The sequence below is a fragment of the Mucilaginibacter sabulilitoris genome (genome assembly GCF_034262375.1).
GTDB classification, from domain to species: Bacteria; Bacteroidota; Bacteroidia; order Sphingobacteriales; family Sphingobacteriaceae; genus Mucilaginibacter; species Mucilaginibacter sabulilitoris.
This window is the reverse complement of sequence record NZ_CP139558.1, coordinates 1969683-1988623: the sequence shown is the minus strand read 5'-3', so window position 1 is coordinate 1988623 and position 18941 is coordinate 1969683. Positions and strand designations below refer to the sequence as shown.

Below are 18941 nucleotides of genomic sequence, written 5' to 3'. Positions count from 1 at the left end.
CAAAGGCGCATTTTTATCACCAACCCGCAAGCCTCTCTGAGGTCTTTCTGCTGCTGGAACCAGCTTTAAACCAGCCGACCATCGCAAACAACTAAGCCGTTACAACTGCTTAGATCGTATGGAACCGGAAGAGGAACTGCACAGCTTTCCTTATGATGCCATCATCTCAGGCATCAAGCACCACTACCGCATCACCGAAAATGAACACCAATTCGGCATTGAGCAGGATGGCCTCGTGATCGCGACGGTCAAAAACAAAGCCGGACATTGGCAGCAATTATCCGGCGACCCGCTTAGAAGGAAACTGCTGGAAAGCATCTGCGATCATATTGAAGCGCATTATACCTGACTAACCAGACTTTTCAAAATAGCATCGGACAGTTCCTTTTCACACCCCTATCCCCATGGTAAAACTTTTGACCACGCCGAGAAGTTAGCCTAAGAACAAACAATTTTTTACATTTTTGCCCCATGAATAACCCGGTAACCATCGAGATCAAACGGCAGGATAATTCCTGGAACCTGATCGAGGTAATGCCTGTATGAGTGGAACAGGGCGATGCCTTTATGCCGACCGGCTCCTATCACCTTTGCCAGGGATACCCCATGGAAGACAGCGACCGCTATGACGCGGAGGCGATGCGCGACCAATATATGGAGCACTTCGAAACCCAGCGGGAGAACCGTCCAGGATATCTCGGCATGCTCCATTTCAAAGGCATCGGCTTTTTCGAATAGAAATATGCAAGCAAACAGCTGACCGAAACAGAAGTCTGGCAACTCATTGACTCCATCCAGGATTATATGTCCGGCAAAACCCTGATCACCGAAAACCGTATCCTTGCCCAAAGCAGCAACGTCCCAAAAAGATATCGACCTGCGTTTCCGGTACGGCAAAAACCAGACAACCTATCATACCGGCATCGAGGAAATGGGGGGGCCAGTTTATCTTACTGGTCAACGACGAACCGGCCACCCGGATAGAGCTGGGAAGTCACCAGCGGCGACATTGTTGACAGGGACCTGCTGGCTGAGGTCATCCACCGGATCAAAGCGAATAGGTAATTCAGCCCTCCCCAAAGGTCAGGTTAAGCCTGGCTTTCATTGGCAGAACCGTATCTCCACAGTTTAACATGAAAAAAGTAAATATTTGATGTTTATGTGCCAATCACCTGCGATGGACAGGGTGCCGAACTTGCAACCGGTCAAAAAAATGCAGTCAAAGCTTTGGAACCTGAGCGAAGAAAGAGCCAGGGGCAAAACAAACACGGTCAGTAAATTAAACTCCTAACTCAATGAAGTCCAACACTAGTTAAATTATAATCCTCCAAATCAATTCTTTAGCACAACCTTAAATTTCTTCTTCGGTCCAGCTATGTATGTTTCTACTGCCTTATTAACAAGAGCAAAAAACAAAATATTGATATTGAAAGTGAGCCAGTTACATGTTTTTTTTACGTTCCCTTCAGGTTGTTAATTACACTATCGTGTTAGCACTCGTTCGATGGCGTTCGCCCCTTCAAAAACGAACACCCAAAATCTCGTCTTAGTATTGTGCTAATATCACCAAAGTATCACTTATAGGGGCTATACGTTCGCGGCCTTTTAAAAAGCCAAGCTCTACCACAAAAGAGAAACCGGCTATGATCCCCCCCATTTCGGCAATGAGTTCACTTGCTGCTGTTACGGTACCGCCGGTAGCGAGCAAATCATCATGGATCAGTACACGCTGGCCAGGTTCAAAAGCATCGGTATGGCATTCAATAATAGCTGTCCCGTACTCGAGCTTATACGCTTTTTGCTTTATGGTAAACGGTAGCTTACCCGCTTTGCGTATAGGCACAAACGGAATACCCAGTTTAGTAGCCAGCATAAGCCCGAACAAAAAGCCGCGGCTTTCTATACCGGCTATTATATCTATTTGCGTACCCTTTAATTGTTCAACAAAAGCACCAATGATATTAGTGCACAAAACCGGGTACTTAAGTATAGGTGTAATGTCTTTGAAAATAATCCCTGGCTTAGGAAAGTCAGGAATATCACGAATGGCCGATTTTATCTGCTTAGTTATCATTTAAAAACTAAATAAAGCGCAATTTTACGCAAAATTCCTTCATCAAGTAGGTAATATTTCTCATATCATTTATCAAATCACAATCGCGCTGCTGGTATGGTATTTTAAGGAATGGCATTTATTTGCTTAACGTCAGATACGAGGGGCGCCTTTGTATTTACATTTGGTAAATGTGTCTTATCCTGATATCGCTTGTCACCCGTGGTGCTGTCCGGCTGGTTGGTAAAATCATAGCTCGTGCTTACCACGTCATAGTTGTTTTTGATATGGCCAACATCTGCCGGCATATCGGTTAAGCGGCTCTATGCCGAGATTTGGGTCTTAAATTGATGCTGTTTTACATTTTACTAAAAAAATTAGCAATTTACAATCAAAAGCGTTATATTTGGGGAAAGATTTTTTATGCCGGATAATAGCACCCTCCTAGCTGTTAGCGCCTTCTCCGGTTTGGCAGGTGCTACACTAACCCAGGCTTTAAGCGGGTTATTTACTTATGTCAGTGACAAACGAAAATATGATAATGAGGTCAAAAATCAATATAGGAGTAAGAAAATTGAGATCGCGGAAAGTTATTATTTCATGACCGGGGAGACGATGGCCATTTTAAAGAAGAATATCAATTACCGAAAGAACCGGAATGATGCACGAAGTGAATCAAGTTTGAAATTTCTGAACGAAGAGATCAAAAAAGTGGACACGCACCTGCAAAAACTGAACGAGGAGAACTGGAAACATAACCTGATCGGGCTTTACTTTGATGTAACCCTCTCCCGCAACGATATTATTGCGGTCAATACCATGACCCATTTACTATTTCTGAAAAATTTGGATATCGCAGACCGCCTTATGAAGGCAGAAGGTGAAGAAAAGGAAGGACTTTATGGCCTGTATAACCAAAGCATATTTGATCTTTGCGGGCAGTATGAAGCTATTTATGAGATATTAGGTAATGATATGAACCTCGTAAAGCGGGAATTACAGGATAGTTTCCGAAGCAGCCAACCTTCGTCCCGACTTAATTTTCGATAGAAAGCCGTATAAGCAGCCAGGTATTGTTTTGCTGTAAGGGATTGCCGACACCAGTAGCCGTCTTCCTTACGTATTTAAATATAAGTATAGCGAGTTGTTTGTATAAGCTCTATTTATATTAGACTAGCTTTTTGAAATGTGAATTATGTTTACTAAACTTTAACCTTTACCAAAAGTAAACGAGTTAAAATTATAAATGCATTTACGGGTAGTCATAAAAAAGGATCTGAACTGCTACCGCTCGTTTTTAGATGGGGGATATAAAGCCATGCAGATTGACATCGGCAGGCTGCCATTGGACAAAGCACCTGACCTTTAAAGTTAACCACAATATCGAGCGATAAAATCCGCGACATATTACAACTATCATCAAGAGTCTTAAGGAGATACCAGGGGAGCAGAAAATACAGATAAATTCCATTAAACTACCAATTATCTGTCCTAAAGGGACCGGCAGGAAGATCGTTTTTATCATATAGATTACCGCCGGGGTTTGCGCTCCAGTTATAACGCACTGCTACCGGCTTTTTCACAAAATCAGATCTAACAATCACCCGATCACCAGTTAATTTTGCAATTGCAGGATAAAACTTCTTATCATCAGCCGCAACTGTAAAGCCCTTTAGCTCTCTTTGTGCCTTAACCATTAATCCATTACTGATATTGGAGAAAGATATCATCGCACTGTCTCCCTGGCACACCAAACCATCAAAGGTTGGGCCTAAATATTCAATATCCTTCCCATATGCCACTTTTGCACTTGCTAAATAAAGCCTTTCACCTACTGGCTTTTTATTTTTGGGATGCACATCTGTCGAGTCGCCAACATCAGTGGTAATAACCATGCCAACATTGGGGTATTTCAATAATTGCGACTGTGCTTCCCTAAGTGTTATCCAACCATTTCCGCCATAGCTATAATTCGGCAACTGCACCAATAGGAAAGGGAGATTCCCTTGCTGCCACCTGATTCGCCAATCCGTCAAAAGCAATGGGAGTAACGATTTGTATTGTTCCGCATTACCGGCATTGCCCTCTCCTTGATACCATAAAATGCCTTTAATGCCATAATTAACAATCGGTGCAATCATGGCGTTGTACAGGCTTGTTGGTTGGCCGCTAAAAGAGGTTGAGGTTATCAAAGGCGGCTCAATATTTTCATCAATAGCCCATTCTGCTTCTAACGGAATATTAAATTTATGATCTGCAGAATATACTGCCGGATGATCTCCAGGATTGCCAATTCTGCCATATCCCCACTCGGACAGCCAGCGAATAGTAATAGTATTCCTCCCCTTCTTTATTAGTTTGGCAGGAATTCTGTAAACTCTTTGGTCTTCCCTGTTATCACGCCCCACTTCTATGCCATTCACATAAGTAATGTCCTGCATTTTTACCTCGCCCAATGACAGATAAAGATCATGCGCCGGAGTTTTAGCACCCACATTAAACTCCTTACGCACCCAGATCAGGCGATATCCCGGGATATTTAATTTCGACGCAAAGATCGGGTATTTTACTTTCTTCCATCGGCTGTCGTCATATACCTCCTTATAAACGCCAAGCTTATAGCCCGCACTATCGGTTCGCACAGCCTTCAAATAAATCTGCCGCACACTGTCGACCTTTTCCTGTAAAGCGGCCCAGTTTGGATTAGTTTTCCTGATTTCGTGAATACGTTTGCTAAAATCAGGGTGGGCAGCCAGCATATCCGCGCTTATCCAGGCCTGTATGGGTGTTCCACTATAGGAAGTATGTATAATTCCTACAGCAACATGTTGTACCTCGCTGAGCTTACGTGCAAAAAAATAAGCTACAGCAGAAAAATTGGTGGCATTACCTGGCGTACAAATTTTCCATTCTCCTTTTTTTAAATCTTTTAAAGGAGTGCTACTCACCGACTCTTCGACATGAAACTCCCTTATATTCGGATAATCGGCCTTTTCAATTTCATATTTACTATTTAATACCGGCCGGTTCATTTTAAAGTTCATGTTTGACTGCCCGGATGCAACCCACACCTCTCCAATCATTATATTGTTCAGGATAATTTCTACTCCGTCTGCCCTTACTTTCATCCGGTAAGGCCCTCCTGCTTTTAATACCGGCATTTTTGCTATCCACCTTCCGGCACTATCCGTGACTGCTTCGGCATAATGCCCCGCTAAAGTCACGGAAACTTTTTGTCCAATATTTGCGTCACCAAAAACGGCAGCATTAATGCCTTGCTGAATAACCATATTATTGCTGAACAAGGGAGATAGCTTTAATGCTGTTTGTGCATTCGTTACTGCTGTTATAAACAGTGCATAAATTACAATTAACCAATATTTCATTTTATATTATATCTATAACCAACTACCAATCAAAAATCTAATATTAGATATCACTTTTAACAGTATAATTATGCCCCTTTACCAAAGGGAAACTGTAAGATTGAAATCTTTTGGAAAACATGGCATCTATCTTCTTTTTTGAATTAATATCCGTTACCTGAATATTTAATCGTTCCCAGTTTACATTCATGATCGTTATAATAGAGGAGGATTTACCATCGGGATAATAAAATCTGTAAGATGACTGTTCTTTACTAATAGGATAAACCGTAGCTATAAAGGTGTCAGACTCTTCGCTTTTTTTGACCAGCACGCCTTTCCCCCCGATAAATGCCGGGATCTTACCATCAGGGAATTTATAATTATTTAAAACAGTGGGCCCCATAAAACATCTTCCACTTTCATAGTCAATCCATTTACCCTTTGGTAAATACACGTTTCTTGTTGATGCCGTTGCATAGTCATCACCGTATATAGGTGTAGCCAACAGAGACGGCCCCAGCATCCAGCAATATTGTCTTTTCGTTTTATTAGCTATATTGTAGGTGTTTGAATCATTGGGAAATGCGATGGGCAATGGTGTCATAGTAGTTGGGAAACCCGTATAATAGCTTTCTACAGCTGCGCTATACAGGTAGGGCGCAAATTCATGATGCCACATCGCAGCCTTTTTGATGGCATTTTCATATGCCGGGTTTTCGATATGCCATGGGCCCAGACCCATCGACATGGCAGGGCATACCGCTGCGAAAAATGCATTTTTAAGAAAATAACGCTTCTGATCGTCTTTTAGTGGCGGTTTAAGATATTTACCTCCAACGATATCTGGATAAGTATTTGGGGTTCCGCTGGCCGCATCATTCAGTACGTTGATCACAGGCCTGTCCTGGCCATGTCCATATTCCGTATCTTCGACCCGCAGGATATCCCCGGGAACCGAATAGGCGGAATTCCTGACCATGACATAATACCCTTTCTGCATTAGAAACTCGTTGACCTTGTTACACTTGGCATCGTTGTTTAATTTCTCCCCATCTTTCAACATGGTATCTTCTTTATAACCCTGCACTCCCCATTTTTTAACACCGGCGTAGAACCATTGAAGCGCGGAAACATTATCAGCATCGAGCACGTAAGTCGGCCCCTTAGGAAATACAGCTGAAAACAGTGCAGGATTATTGTTTATATCTTTCAGGAAGAAACCTCTTTGCGCGCCTTCCCTGGAATATTCCCCATCATTGGCGGGATCGTAAAATCCACCTTTTTCGGGCAAGGCTTTAAAATTTACCCTCAGGCCAAGTATTAAATGGAGGTTCCTGTCAGAAAAATATTTTTTAAACGCAGCAACATCCGGATACCTGGGATTTGCAAGTTTGTCCTTCCTGCCAGGCTGTAATGAGTTATCCCATATTCCGAAACTTGTTGTTGCGCCTTCTGTTGCCAGGCTTCGGTCTCCTTTCCAAAATCCCGAGCCAACTACTACCCATTTTAAAGGATAACCCTTATCAAGGTACATTTGTACATCTGATTGAACCGTTGCCTGCGCAGCATTCCATCCCAAGGAACCAAAGGCCTCATAACCTAAATCAAAAAAATCAAATTTCGGCTTAGCATCAGGATATCCCACTTTCTTTTTTACCGACGCATAGTTGCTATAGATCTTTTGAGGTGTTCCAAAAAAATAATAAATACTAATTGCCTTTACCTTATTGGCACCAAGCCTTGTTCCCCGTTTGTTTATCGCTACGCGTTTACTCCCATTATCGAACAACACCTGGGCAAATTGCTGTTTTGGAAAAATAGCAAATGTGGAAACAAACCGCGTACCATCGCTCAAGTTTAAAAAGTTGTTGTTACTATAACCGAATACATTAATCCCCTCACCGTAGGAGCCATGATCTCCAAGTCCATAAGCCGGACCAATGCCTGCAATACAGGCTTCAATGGTATAATTACCAGCTGGTTTTGACTGCATATCTTTTTCCTTATTTTCTGCTTCAGTATCATCAATTGCTATTTTCAAATTGATAACATCATCAAAAAAACGAAAACTCGCCCTGGCTTTTAAACCATTTGAATTATGAAGGATACAGGAAAAAAGCGTGTCATTAAGAACAATTGTTTTTTCGAAAACACAGGAAGACAAAAGGCTATTTCCTGATCTTGAAAAATTAACGCCAGATTCTGGACTGAAATCAGCGACCATTTTCCCAGTACTATCCTTAAAAGCGTAAGCAAATTTATTTTTACGGATTATCAAGGTATAATGATGCTTTTTAATATATAAAATTCCTTCATCGCCATAGCAGAAACTACTTATTAGCAAGCTTAGCACAAGCGGGCATATGATCATCTTAACCTTATTCATAACGGCATTAAGGAGCTTACTCATAAATTATACGATATCAATGTGATAAATCGCGGCACTGACATATTCTGATGGATGATTTACTTTTAATATAAGCATATCGGTCATGATAGGTTGAATTAACTTTATTTGGTTAACTGTTTGGTAATTGCCTGTTTTTTCAAATAATATATTTCCAGTCCCATCGTATAACGCATAATTCCGGACGCAAAAAGGAATAACGCTTTCGGGATGGTCAAATAAAGAGGATTCGAGCGCATGATCATAATCAGTATCAAAAAAAATAGTGAGGGCACTAATTAATTGTGGCTTTCCCCATCTAAAGGTAAGTGCTGGTGATTTATCACGATGATCAGCGCACCAGGCATTTGTTTGTATATAAGGACGGGTAAATCCGCTAAGTATGTTTTCAGCCTGATACACCTTTAACGCAGGTTGTATTTTCATGGCTATATTTTGTCTTTCGGGTCTGCGTTTAGGAATCCAGAATTCAAAGCTTTCAACGCCGGAATCATTTGGCGCTTCCTGTTTGCCGTTGTTAGATACAGCTTTGTTTTTACCGTTAAAAAGTGCAGTAATTCCGGTAAATAATTGACGGCTTGTTTTAACAGCTACCCGGTCGTTTTTATGAAATATCAAAAAGCCATACTGGGTCCGGGGAAATTGCTTTGTAAAGTTTAGTTGTATTTGCTGTTCCCCTTTCATCATGGGAATTTCAATAAGTTCAAGGGTTTCATCGGGGGTGTAGTTATCTGCCTTCCGGCTGTATCGCAATTCTGCCCTTAGGATGGTGTCTTGTAATGCAAGCACCGGCAAACTGAATTGATAATATACTGCTGTTAATGGCAACAACTGTGCTGCCGATTCCGATAACATATTCCAGTCGCCATCAGCAGAAATTTCGGATAATTCCAATGTCGATGTCGCATATATGGTGGGTATGTCAATACTTGATTGGTGTTTTATAGCAATACCGGGCAGGCCTTGCCCGGTTCGGTTGAGTTGCTGTTGCAGCACTGTAATCAAAAAGGGGTTCATGATTCCGGCGGGATTTACTTTATGTTTGATGCACAAAGCAGCGGCCATACCCACTGCCTGTGCGCCATGCGCGCAAGTGGCCATTACCCTTGACGAACTGAATGCCACATGCGTTGCACTAATAATTCTCCCTGCAAAAAACAGGTTATCTATATCTTTGCTCACATAGCAGCGGTACGGTATCGTATAAATTCCTTTACTGTGATACTGGTTACAGCTTGGTAACTCACTATAGACGCCGTCCGCGGGATGAAGATCCAGCGCCCAGCCGCCAAAGGCTACCGCATCCTCAAAATGCTTTTGTTCAACAACGTCTGTTTGCGATAGCATATATAATCCTTCAAAACGCCTGCTTTCCCGTTTACCGGGAATCGTACCAACCCATTCCAGGGTCAAGTTGGCAACGTCTTCAAATTGTCCGGAATTTTTAATATAATCCCATATACCATATACAATTTTCCATAGCTCCCACTTAATCTCCTCAGTCTCATAAACCGTATCTTTTCTGCCCCCATATTCAATCCACCAAAGCCTGCACCCATGATCTTCAGGATTTAAAATTTTATACTTAGGGAGTTCATTGATGTTTTTGAGAGCAAAGGCCGGGGGAACAAATTTCACAGGATGATTTGTCCGTTTGCTATAAAAATAAATAGAATGGCCCAACAGTTCGCCATAAGCCTCATCTGGTGCAAGGTTTTCGTTAAATTCTGTTTTACTCTCTGCACCTATCCTGAAAGATGCTCCGCTTAAAAAACCTATTGAGCCGTCCCCGGTAGCATCGCAGAATAAGGTTGCAGATAATTTATAGTCGGTTGAGTTTTGACTGCAAAATGCTTTAACATGATCAATGTTACGTTCGTCGTTTTTATTCAACTCATATACCGCCGTATTCAGCAATAAAGTAATATTAGGTTCAAGCGTCACTTTTTCCAGCAATATGGTATCGAGTATCAGGGTGTTACCTTCTTTGTTACGGTAAAGGTTCTCCAGCAGGATTTCATCTATTACCCCACCTTCTCTCGACCAACGATTATTATTCCCCATGTGTGAGGTAGCCCCAAGTATCCACAACCTGATTTCACTGCTGGCGTTTCCACCCAATACAGGACGGTCCTGTACCAATATCACCTTTATTCCCTGCCTGGCTGCAGTTATAGCAGCACAGCAACCTGCCATACCGCCACCGGCAACAACAAGCTCTGCCGACATCGCAACCAAACGGTTAACACGTTTTTGAACTGCTTTTTCTGTTATCATTATTTATCTTATATTATTTTTCAAGCTGTAATTTGTTTCTGTAATCGCCTGGCAGACCGCCATACAGGAAAAAAAACACCTGCAGTAGCTGCTCCTACGATCATGGCGATACCGCCGTTTTTTGCAAGAGTGCCTAAAACAAGCACACCAATACCGACAATTCCAACAGATATGGCAATCACTTTTATACCAAAAACATTCTGGCTGATAGCTGAATTTCGGTGCCGCTCGTCTTCTTTGGTACCGACGGCAACAAGCCGCCTGTCCGGCAAAGAGATATCGGCGATAACCGGCAGCATGAATTCGGCGGCAAGCAGGACGAGCACGGGAAGCCCAACACCTAACGCGGTTTCCTCAACCCTATTAAGAGAAATGTGTAATAATCTCGGTGCTATAGTTTTAAAAAACAAGCTGACTACCAAACTACTAACAGACGCAGCAATAACCGATGTCGCATTTTGCTTTTTTGAATAAAGCGACCATAAAATTGGTGCAAATAATGAACCTCCCGCAATTGATGCCGTACTCAGCACTACTTCAACTATTCCGCCAACCAGCGGAACCATCATGGCGATTCCGATAGTTAAAATGCCAAAAAAAACGGTGAATATCCGTGCCGAATTGATGACGTTCTGTTCGGTTGCCGCCGGCCTTATCAGTTTTTTAAATACATCATTGGCAAAAACCACGGCTACCAAATTAATGGTTGTATTGGCTTTGCTGGCCGTTGCCGAGATCATGCCTGATAATACCAGGCCTATCAAACCTGCAGGCAAAACCCGGCTGCAAATCATCATATAGGCGCCCTCGGGCTGCAACCCTGTTAAGCCAGGATTCAGCACCCTATAGATCATAGGTGGCAGCATCCATATAAAAGGGCTTATCAGGTATAAACCCGCGAAGAGGTAAGCTACCCTACGCGAATTTCTAACGTTTGACACACTGGTATAACGTTGTACATAAGCCCAGTTACCTCCAATATAAATGGTTTGGTAGGCCAAAAAAGCCAGGAAGAACTCAAATGAATATTCGGAATTAAAAAACTTAAAGAAATCTGCCGGAGCCTTGCCGGTAAAATTATGTATCCCACCTACTTCACGAAACGCCAGGGGAATAACAATAAAAACCGCAGCAGTCAATATAACAAACTGAACCACGTCGGTTACGAGTACCGCCCATAAGCCGCCCGCGGCGGTATATAAAATAATGATGCCACCGATAATTAATATACAGGTATTTACATTAAGACCGGTTGCCACATTAACCATTTTACCAACGGGATACAATACCGCCGCAGTTGATAACAGGCTGTAAAGCATAATTAAAATGGTATAAAACTGCTGTGTTTTATTATTAAAACGTTGCCCGATGTATTCCGCAGCAGTTAGCGCGCCTGTTTTTTTCCATTTAGCAGCAACAAATATGGCTACTAATAAACCACCAATGACCATGGTAAGCTGAATGCCATTGGCAACAAGTCCGTACTTATAGGCAATTGAACCCCATACCACAAATGTACCTGCAGAAAAGTAGCTGATAAACAAAGATAAACCATTAATCCACCAGGGCGTTTCACCGCCCGCCTCAAAATAGGAATTGCCATTTTTGCTGCCCATATGGGTAAAAGCCATTCCAATGCTTAGTATTAAAAGGGCAAAAACGCCCATAACTATAAAATCCAGTTTATTCATTGTTAATTGATTTCTGTTTTGCTTGGTCCTCTAACTCCCAGCTTTCACTCCACATCACTTTAAATTTATTCGCTTTAAAAACTACAGGCAGCCATAAATACCGGCCATCAATAGCATTTTTCGGGTTCCATTTATCCGCCATAAAAATGAATGTATTTTTAGTCCCCATAACGGGCAAAACGAAGGTGCTCTGTCCATGGAAAGTGAGTGCCGAATCAGGTCCTTCGCAGGGGTTACCCAGCTCTTGCCAAGGGCCGAATATATGAGTAGCTACCGCTGAACGAGCCGCATTTGGAGCCCATCCGGTGCAGCCGGATGCTACGAAAAAATACTTCCCATTGGCTTTAAAAATAGCCGCAGCCTCCATAAACCTATCCGGGAATACTCGGGCAAATCGCCCTCTGGTTGATAAGTAATCGTCAGATAACTGACTAATATGTACCGTACGGTTTTCTTCAGATGTATAGATAAGATAGGCCGAATTATCTTCATCCACAAAGAGGTTCATATCTCTTGACATTTGCCCTTTTTCTTTATCCCTTAATAAAATACTATCTCCTTTATTTGTATCCGGTTTATAGCTGATGGGCAGGGTGCCTTTATCAGGTCTTTCGGCATGATGAAAAACATAAGGACCAGTTATTTTTTTACTTGTGGCAACACCGCACAATGCAGCTTTATAACCCTGATCTTTTAATTCCAGGTGGAACCACATGATAAATTGCTTATTTTTTTTGTTGTAAATGACCTTGGGCCGTTCAATAATAGCTCCCGGGGCAATCGGGCTGTTTTGGGCACCGTCGACAGCAAGCACAATCCCGCTGTCTACCCAATGATGAAGATCTTTTGAAGTATAACAGTGTACACCGACATATGCTCTGTTACCTTTTTCACCAGCCACTTTGTGTTCGCCAAACCAGTAATAGTTACCATTGTGCCACAATACACCTCCGCCATGTGCATTGATGTGGATGCCATGATTATCCGGCCATTCTTTTCCCGGCTGAAACGCGCTCGCAGACTGTGCCTGAACGGTGGTCAGGGTTAATAAATGTGCTGAAACGATTATTACTATTATGCTTAAATTGTTCATCATTTTCCGGTAGATCGCCTGATTAATATTCTACTTTATAATCTTTTTTCAAAGGTATGCCGCTCCAGGCTTTAACAGCCGTCCATGGCGTGGGCGGATCTGTCCAGAAATGATCTGATGCGGGTAAACCAAGGGTGATAAAACTTAAGCTGGCCATGTATAAACTGCCGGTAGAGGTATATACATCAGCCGCCATGCGCTGAGACCCGTTAAAACCCAGTACCAACCAGCCGCGGGCATCAAAATTTTGCTTACCGCTGAATAGCCTATCCGTTACTTTGGTGAGGGCACAACGCACCTGGGCAGGTGATATATCTTTCGGTAATGCATGGATCAGTGCAGTTTGTGCCAGCGCCTGAAAAGCTGCTGTACGATAGGTCACAGAACGGCCGATTGGCGGATAGTACCCATCGGGGGATATGATCCGCTCAGAAAATTCGGCATAACGCACCATCCTTTTTAATGCCTGGTCGTACTCACTTTCTTTTGTTAACCTTCTGGCATTGGTAATACTCAACAGATCCACTAACATCGGATGGATCACATAAGCGTTATAATAATCCATACTGAATTTTTCCCCGTCGCTGTACCAGCCATCCCCAACATACCATTCTTTCATTTTATATAAGGCAATATTTAACCTTGCCGGGTCATATTGCTCCCCTATGCTTAACAGAAAACCTTCGGTAATACCGGCAAAAAGCAGCCAGTTATTATAGGCGCCCGTACGCGTACGCAGCGATTTGAATTCATTAATAAAACGTTTTTTGGTTATACTGTCCAAAGGTTCCCATAACGCTTTGGGCGCGCGTAGAAATGCCTGGGCCATGTACGCCGCATCAACTATGGCCTGGTTGCCTTTTCTGAAATTAAGATAATCGGCATTTTGAGGATCAACGGCATTTTTGAACCCTTTCAATAACTCGGCACGTAACCCGCTTCTGAGTATTCCCTCCTCTGTGCCATCATCAGGCAATGCCAGCCAAGGTGCAACACCCGCCGCGGTGCGGCCTACTGCTTCTAAATAACTCACCTCTGCAGCCTTTAGGTTATAGGCTTGCGATATTTCCAGAGGCATATTTTTTTTCAGGGTACTATTGGCCAGGTTATGAATAACCGGATATGCTATTTTATACAGTAATTTAACCAGGTATTGCCGGTCCATTAAACCGGTTGGGTTAACCGGCTTAAAAATATCAGTATTATTGGTTTGAGCCAGTAAAGTACCGCTCCAGCCAATTCCTATAGTGAAGAATATAATCGTAATGCAAAAGTTTCTTTTCAATTGGTTCATTTATGAACTGGAATTAAATTATAAGTACCATTTTTGATAACGAAGCAAGGCTTCCAGAAAGTAATAATCAGCATAGGTTAACGGAACATCTACTTCACTTTTAAAAGGCAATGCACCTGTGCTGTGCATCAGTAAAAAACCTCCGTTACTGCCATAGGCCGCGCGGTATTTTGAAGATGATAATGAGCGGAGCATTTTCTCCGCCACATTGATGTATCGGGTCTTCTCTTTTCCGTAGGTATATTGTCCAAGTTCTAATAGCGCAGAAGCCATTATTGCGGCGGCTGAGGCATCTTTAGGTTGTTCAGGCTGATCGGGGGCATCAAAATCCCACGCGGGCACCTTATCTGCGGGCATATTGCGGTTATTTAAAATAAAATCAGCTACCTGTTTTGCCTGCTGCAGGTAGGTTTTATTTTTGGTGAAGCGGTACATCATAGTATATCCATATAATGCCCAGCTTTGTCCCCTGCTCCATGACGATGAATCCGAATATCCCTGCCATGTTCTTTTTTTGATTACCTGCCCGGATGCCGGATCATAGTCAACAACATGATAACAACTGTAATTGGGTCTGAAGTGGTTGCGGAGCGTGGTATTCGCATGGTTGGCAGCTATCTCTTCAAAACGTTTATCGCCCCCGTTATGGCCTGCCCATTCCAGCAATTCCAGGTTCATCATGTTATCAATAATCACAGGGCATTTAAAATTGGTGGAGGCATCCCACGACTGAATGGCCTTAACTGAGGGGCGGTACCTGGTAGCCAACGAACCGGCAGATGTCATAATTACCGCTTTATACAAAGCATTGCCCGTAAGGCGGTAAGCATTGCCAAAGCTGCAGTACATCATAAAACCCAGATCGTGATTGCCGGTATATGTTTTCTCTTTTTCCAGTATGGATAACCGTTTAACAGCTTCGGTCATGATAGCCGTATCCCTGGAATATTCATACAGATACAGTAGAGTGCCCGGATAAAAACCACTACACCACCATTTGATATCACTTGCAATCACCTTGTTTTTCTGCACATCATAGGTTTTTGGCATAACTTCGGGAGGCACGTTGCGTATCAATAACTTATATTGCCGCGTAGCAAACAAAAAATTATTGGCTATCAATTCCCTCATTTTTACCTGAGCAGTATCCTGTTGTGCATATAATAATAGTGGAACAATGTTCAAGACCATTATACCAAGCATATATTTAACCGTGTTACAAAATCTCATTTTTTCATAGCTGTTTATGTGTTGATACCAGGTTCAGCTTATCGTTTTCATCATAAACCTCAACAGTACATTGTTCTTTCATCCTTTTTGATAAATTGTGAATGATCTCTTCTGCATAAAGCATTTTTACATTGTCTATCACTTCCTGATATGGGAAAAAACCATTATCTGTAATCGAAATACATTTGATGATGCAGTCATTTCTGTTAACATCACAGAACCGGTCACTAAACTGCCCTACCTTGTTAAGCGATAAAGCCCTGGAATAAATCTCACCCCATTCCAATTCGTCCGTCTTGCTGCCAGAGGCTTCAAACTTTACGTTTAACGAATCAGTCATCCCATTACTTCTCCTGTACAGTACAATTTCTTTGGATGGTAATTTTCTGAACTTCTTTGTTTTTATGGTTTCATAATACTCACTCCATTGCTTTTCAGAAAAATTGGATCTTCTGACAATTTCGCGCTCGGTATCCAATATCGATTTGCTGATGATATAGGAATAATAAGTTTGCTGATCAAAATCAATTGTGCCATAAACCAGTCCTCCTTTTTTTACCTCGCTTTCGCGAGCGATATTTTCCTGTCTCCACTTGGCCGTAAATACCTCATAATTAAAACCTATTAAAATTCCATACTGATTCATCACGCTCAGGCGGGCTTTCTGATCCTTACATTTCTCTAATATTTTCTCTTTTAACCAGAGCCTTGGTATTTCGCCTTTAAATGAATGTTCCCAAAAATCTGTTCTATCATATGTTCCGTATTTGTTCACGAAATATGTTATGCAGTCGGATCTCAACCCTTGCTTTATAAATTCATACTCCTCTTCATAAATAGGTTCCCCATTTATTCTCGCCACTATATTTCCAGGTTCATCTACGGCAGCAGCAGTTGCCTGGTTATTGAAAAAGGGCAGCGAAAAAATCACCAACAAAATGCTCCTCAGTTGAAAATACTTTATCACATCTCTCATATTTATGTTGTATATGGGCCTATTCAACTATATTTACTTTTCCAATAATTTTATCCGTTCCATTGCTTATCTGTACCAAATAATTACCGGAGCGAATGTTTGGCAATATAATTTGCGAATCGTTTTTCCCTTTTGAAACATTGAGTTTACTTTGGTATATGTTGTTTCCCATTATGCTTCTGATGTATACAGTTGCAGGTCCGGATATCGTCGATATGTAGGATATACTTAATTGCTGGCCTGTTTTTATAGGATTAGGAAAACACAGCAAGCCCGATTGCTGGCTTTTATAATTAACAGGGATCGTTTCGCTATAAATCGTTTTATTTTCTTTGCTAATAGTATTTAGTCTATAGTAAACCTTGCCTTCAACTGGATTATAATCTAGACTTTCGTAATCAAAAGCGCGTGCTTTTGCAGGGATCATTGTCAGTTCTTTAAAGACCGAGCCATCAATGCTTCGCTCCAAAATAAAATGTGAAATCTGCTCTTCATGATCTGTAAGCCAGTTTAGTTGAACTTTTTTGGATGCAGGCTCGCCTCTAAAGCTATTTTTCCGAAGTTGCGGAGAGACAGGCGTCCCATTATAAGCCCCGATATTGGGCGCACTGCTCGTGCCAACTGCATTCCCCCAGTAATCCATACCGCCGTTTCCGCTGATTATTGTACCGGCGCCAATTGCCGGCGAACCGGCCTGTAATTTGTATCCATCCACATTTCCAAACGTTAACGTGCCGCTCACCATACCGCCTGTTGTTCCCGTTCCGGGAGCGGTTAATAAGGGGTCAGTAAAAATATTATGAGGGCCGGTGGGTTCACCGGTTGTATGAACACCGTAGATAATATTATAGTCAAATACTTTGGTGCCGCTTATGGAATCCATAGCCACCCACTGGTTAGCGTCCGTTAACTGAAAAATATTATTCTGGATATAGATATCCTTCGGAAACTCACCTCCCCAGTTGTCAATCACAATGGGCCGGGAAGTAGAGCCCGTAGGCAGGTACATGGTGTTGTTATAGATCCTCGCATTTTGGACATTACCGTTTAATATCATGATCCGGTATTTGTCATTCTGGCTTATATTATACCGTACGGTTGCATTGGTATTAGCCCCCGCTATGTTGGTGCACAATAACATAAACCCGCCATCATTATCATGACTGTAATTGTATTGAAATATGGTACTGTCCTGGGCGAAATCAACATCGTATCCTTCGCCATCTATGGCCGTTTTCACGTTGTACGCTTCATTGTATTGAAAGAGGTTCTTATTGCCTGAATAGCACCACATACCGGCATTTGCCGTCCCTGAGTTTTTGTTTGCGCCGTTCACGATATTATGTTCAACCAATGTTGCATAACAAACCATTGGCACAATCCCGTCACCTCCTGCATCCTCCACATAATTATTTCTGATCACCATGTTGGTAGTAGGGTAATAACCACTGTTGGTTGTACAGCCCCATTGTGCCTGGCAACGCCAATCAGAGCTGCTACCAATGGCTGTCCGGTTTACTTTTTTAACAATGTTGTTTTCAATGGCTACGGTATCAAACCAGGATGGCACAAAACCTGAGCTTCCTTTTCTCACCACGACCATGATGCCAATACTGCCATCCTGGCCCCTGTTATTATCCCCCAAAACATCATGTACATTATTATTAAAAATTTTGATATGTGTTAATTTTCCGCGATTAATATTTTCAACCTCGATACCACGTTTTGAGCTACCGGGGTTCACACTATTCGTTACTTCCAGATTTGTAATTTCAAAATACTGCTGGTTGCTTAGATATACCGTCCTTACAGCGCCGTTTCCGTTAAAGAGCGGCTTTGCAGCCCCGCTACCATAATTACTGATAACGATAGGTTTTCCTGTTGCACCTTCCCCCTGTGGATGTAAAGTACCGGTCCAGGTACCATCATTTTTGAATAATATGCTATCTCCCGGAGAAAAGATCTTGCCGTTTACTTTGGTTATTGTTTTCCAGGCCAGCACGGGGCTTTTTCCTGTATTGCTATCATTGCCACTTATATTATCGATATAGTAATTGCTTCTCGCAGGCGGCGTATTCTCCGTGATTTCAAAATCATCACCAAATGCCGTTCCTGTAGCTTTTGTATTAAAAAAATAAATGGTTGCCTTCGTATTGCTGCCGCCGGTTATAAATGATAATGTATACTTGGTATAACTGGTGCTTGACGGCCTTGCTTCAACAACTGTAGTACCCCTAAAAAGCTTAACACCAACAGTAACCGTGTCGCCAACGTTCAAAACTTTTACCCAGGCTGTCAAGGTGTACTGTGTCCATGGTTTTAGTCCCGTGACAATCTGTTCCAGGCTGCAACGCCCAGTACCCACCTGGGCAGCGTAGGTTCCCGTGTGTACATTAGTTGTAATGAGCTGTGGTAAACCGCCACCCGCAGGCTGCCATATCGTCCAGGGCGACAAAGCGCCTGTTTCAAAACCGGGATTAACTACAGACTGGGCATTTACAATGCCGATCATTGACAAAATAAAAGCGAAACAAATTGTTAATTTCCTCATT

Annotated in this window: 15 protein-coding genes; 3 read left to right on the top strand and 12 right to left on the bottom strand. The window is 42.3% G+C overall.

Annotation, left to right across the window (positions count from 1 at the left end):
- The first annotated feature begins 118 nt into the window (after nt 1–118).
- Nucleotides 119–349, top strand: coding sequence for a hypothetical protein (locus SNE25_RS08470; RefSeq protein ID WP_321564663.1), 231 nt, complete (start codon nt 119–121; stop codon nt 347–349).
- Between the two features lie 107 nt (nt 350–456).
- On the opposite strand, the gene SNE25_RS08465 is transcribed toward SNE25_RS08470, so the two are convergent.
- From SNE25_RS08465 to SNE25_RS08455, 3 genes are all read right to left on the bottom strand, one after another.
- The gene (locus SNE25_RS08465; protein ID WP_321564662.1) at nt 457–849 is read right to left on the bottom strand and encodes a hypothetical protein; all 393 of its coding nucleotides are present in this window, start codon (nt 847–849) and stop codon (nt 457–459) included.
- Between the two features lie 697 nt (nt 850–1546).
- Nucleotides 1547–2074, bottom strand: coding sequence for an adenine phosphoribosyltransferase (locus SNE25_RS08460; RefSeq protein ID WP_321564661.1), 528 nt, complete (start codon nt 2072–2074; stop codon nt 1547–1549).
- A 104-nt stretch (nt 2075–2178) separates the two neighbouring features.
- On the bottom strand, nt 2179–2361 hold the full coding sequence (locus SNE25_RS08455) for a hypothetical protein (protein WP_321564660.1): 183 nt from the start codon (nt 2359–2361) through the stop codon (nt 2179–2181).
- Nucleotides 2362–2476: 115 nt separating this feature from the next.
- Between SNE25_RS08455 and SNE25_RS08450 the strand changes: the two genes are divergently transcribed.
- Both SNE25_RS08450 and SNE25_RS08445 read left to right on the top strand, forming a co-directional pair.
- The gene (locus tag SNE25_RS08450; protein ID WP_321564659.1) at nt 2477–3103 is read left to right on the top strand and encodes a hypothetical protein; all 627 of its coding nucleotides are present in this window, start codon (nt 2477–2479) and stop codon (nt 3101–3103) included.
- A gap of 196 nt (nt 3104–3299) precedes the next feature.
- A complete protein-coding gene (locus SNE25_RS08445) occupies nt 3300–3422 on the top strand; it encodes a hypothetical protein (RefSeq protein WP_321564658.1) in 123 nt (40 codons plus the stop codon).
- Nucleotides 3423–3528: 106 nt separating this feature from the next.
- Here SNE25_RS08445 and SNE25_RS08440 read toward each other — a convergent pair whose 3' ends face one another.
- The 9 genes from SNE25_RS08440 to SNE25_RS08400 are packed head-to-tail and all read right to left on the bottom strand — an operon-like array spanning nt 3529 to nt 18940.
- Nucleotides 3529–5439 (bottom strand): sialate O-acetylesterase, encoded by a 1911-nt coding sequence (locus tag SNE25_RS08440; RefSeq protein WP_321564657.1) that lies wholly within the window; start codon nt 5437–5439, stop codon nt 3529–3531.
- Between the two features lie 43 nt (nt 5440–5482).
- The gene (locus SNE25_RS08435) at nt 5483–7831 is read right to left on the bottom strand and encodes a glycoside hydrolase family 31 protein (RefSeq protein ID WP_321564656.1); all 2349 of its coding nucleotides are present in this window, start codon (nt 7829–7831) and stop codon (nt 5483–5485) included.
- A 3-nt stretch (nt 7832–7834) separates the two neighbouring features.
- Nucleotides 7835–10105, bottom strand: a complete 2271-nt coding sequence (locus tag SNE25_RS08430) for an FAD-dependent oxidoreductase (protein ID WP_321564655.1) — start codon at nt 10103–10105, stop codon at nt 7835–7837.
- 20 nt (nt 10106–10125) lie between these two features.
- Entirely contained in the window at nt 10126–11796 is a 1671-nt protein-coding gene (locus tag SNE25_RS08425; protein WP_321564654.1) for a sodium:solute symporter family protein, read from the bottom strand.
- The gene (locus SNE25_RS08420; protein ID WP_321564653.1) at nt 11789–12892 is read right to left on the bottom strand and encodes a glycoside hydrolase family 43 protein; all 1104 of its coding nucleotides are present in this window, start codon (nt 12890–12892) and stop codon (nt 11789–11791) included. The genes SNE25_RS08425 and SNE25_RS08420 overlap by 8 nt, the downstream gene beginning before the upstream one ends.
- Before the next feature lie 19 nt (nt 12893–12911).
- Nucleotides 12912–14183, bottom strand: a complete 1272-nt coding sequence (locus tag SNE25_RS08415; RefSeq protein ID WP_321564652.1) for a DUF2264 domain-containing protein — start codon at nt 14181–14183, stop codon at nt 12912–12914.
- Between the two features lie 18 nt (nt 14184–14201).
- Nucleotides 14202–15374 (bottom strand): glycoside hydrolase family 88 protein, encoded by a 1173-nt coding sequence (locus tag SNE25_RS08410; RefSeq protein ID WP_321564651.1) that lies wholly within the window; start codon nt 15372–15374, stop codon nt 14202–14204.
- Nucleotides 15375–15417: 43 nt separating this feature from the next.
- Nucleotides 15418–16389: a hypothetical protein gene (locus SNE25_RS08405; RefSeq protein ID WP_321564650.1), complete on the bottom strand. Its 972-nt coding sequence runs from the start codon at nt 16387–16389 to the stop codon at nt 15418–15420.
- A 19-nt stretch (nt 16390–16408) separates the two neighbouring features.
- Nucleotides 16409–18940 carry a carbohydrate binding domain-containing protein gene (locus SNE25_RS08400; protein ID WP_321564649.1) on the bottom strand — a complete coding sequence of 844 codons (2532 nt, stop codon included), beginning with the start codon at nt 18938–18940 and terminating at the stop codon, nt 16409–16411.
- Between the last annotated feature and the right edge of the window lies 1 nt (nt 18941).

Bases quoted from the DNA above. Each gene is read 5' to 3' on its own strand.
- SNE25_RS08470 (WP_321564663.1), top strand. From the start codon at position 119: ATGGAACCGGAAGAGGAACTGCACAGCTTTCCTTATGATGCCATCATC.
- SNE25_RS08460 (WP_321564661.1), bottom strand. From the start codon at position 2,074: ATGATAACTAAGCAGATAAAATCGGCCATTCGTGATATTCCTGACTTT.
- SNE25_RS08455 (WP_321564660.1), bottom strand. From the start codon at position 2,361: ATGCCGGCAGATGTTGGCCATATCAAAAACAACTATGACGTGGTAAGC.
- SNE25_RS08450 (WP_321564659.1), top strand. From the start codon at position 2,477: ATGCCGGATAATAGCACCCTCCTAGCTGTTAGCGCCTTCTCCGGTTTG.
- SNE25_RS08445 (WP_321564658.1), top strand. From the start codon at position 3,300: ATGCATTTACGGGTAGTCATAAAAAAGGATCTGAACTGCTACCGCTCG.
- SNE25_RS08440 (WP_321564657.1), bottom strand. From the start codon at position 5,439: ATGAAATATTGGTTAATTGTAATTTATGCACTGTTTATAACAGCAGTA.
- SNE25_RS08435 (WP_321564656.1), bottom strand. From the start codon at position 7,831: ATGAGTAAGCTCCTTAATGCCGTTATGAATAAGGTTAAGATGATCATA.
- SNE25_RS08430 (WP_321564655.1), bottom strand. From the start codon at position 10,105: ATGATAACAGAAAAAGCAGTTCAAAAACGTGTTAACCGTTTGGTTGCG.
- SNE25_RS08425 (WP_321564654.1), bottom strand. From the start codon at position 11,796: ATGAATAAACTGGATTTTATAGTTATGGGCGTTTTTGCCCTTTTAATA.
- SNE25_RS08420 (WP_321564653.1), bottom strand. From the start codon at position 12,892: ATGATGAACAATTTAAGCATAATAGTAATAATCGTTTCAGCACATTTA.
- SNE25_RS08415 (WP_321564652.1), bottom strand. From the start codon at position 14,183: ATGAACCAATTGAAAAGAAACTTTTGCATTACGATTATATTCTTCACT.
- SNE25_RS08410 (WP_321564651.1), bottom strand. From the start codon at position 15,374: ATGGTCTTGAACATTGTTCCACTATTATTATATGCACAACAGGATACT.
- SNE25_RS08405 (WP_321564650.1), bottom strand. From the start codon at position 16,389: ATGAGAGATGTGATAAAGTATTTTCAACTGAGGAGCATTTTGTTGGTG.
- SNE25_RS08400 (WP_321564649.1), bottom strand. From the start codon at position 18,940: ATGAGGAAATTAACAATTTGTTTCGCTTTTATTTTGTCAATGATCGGC.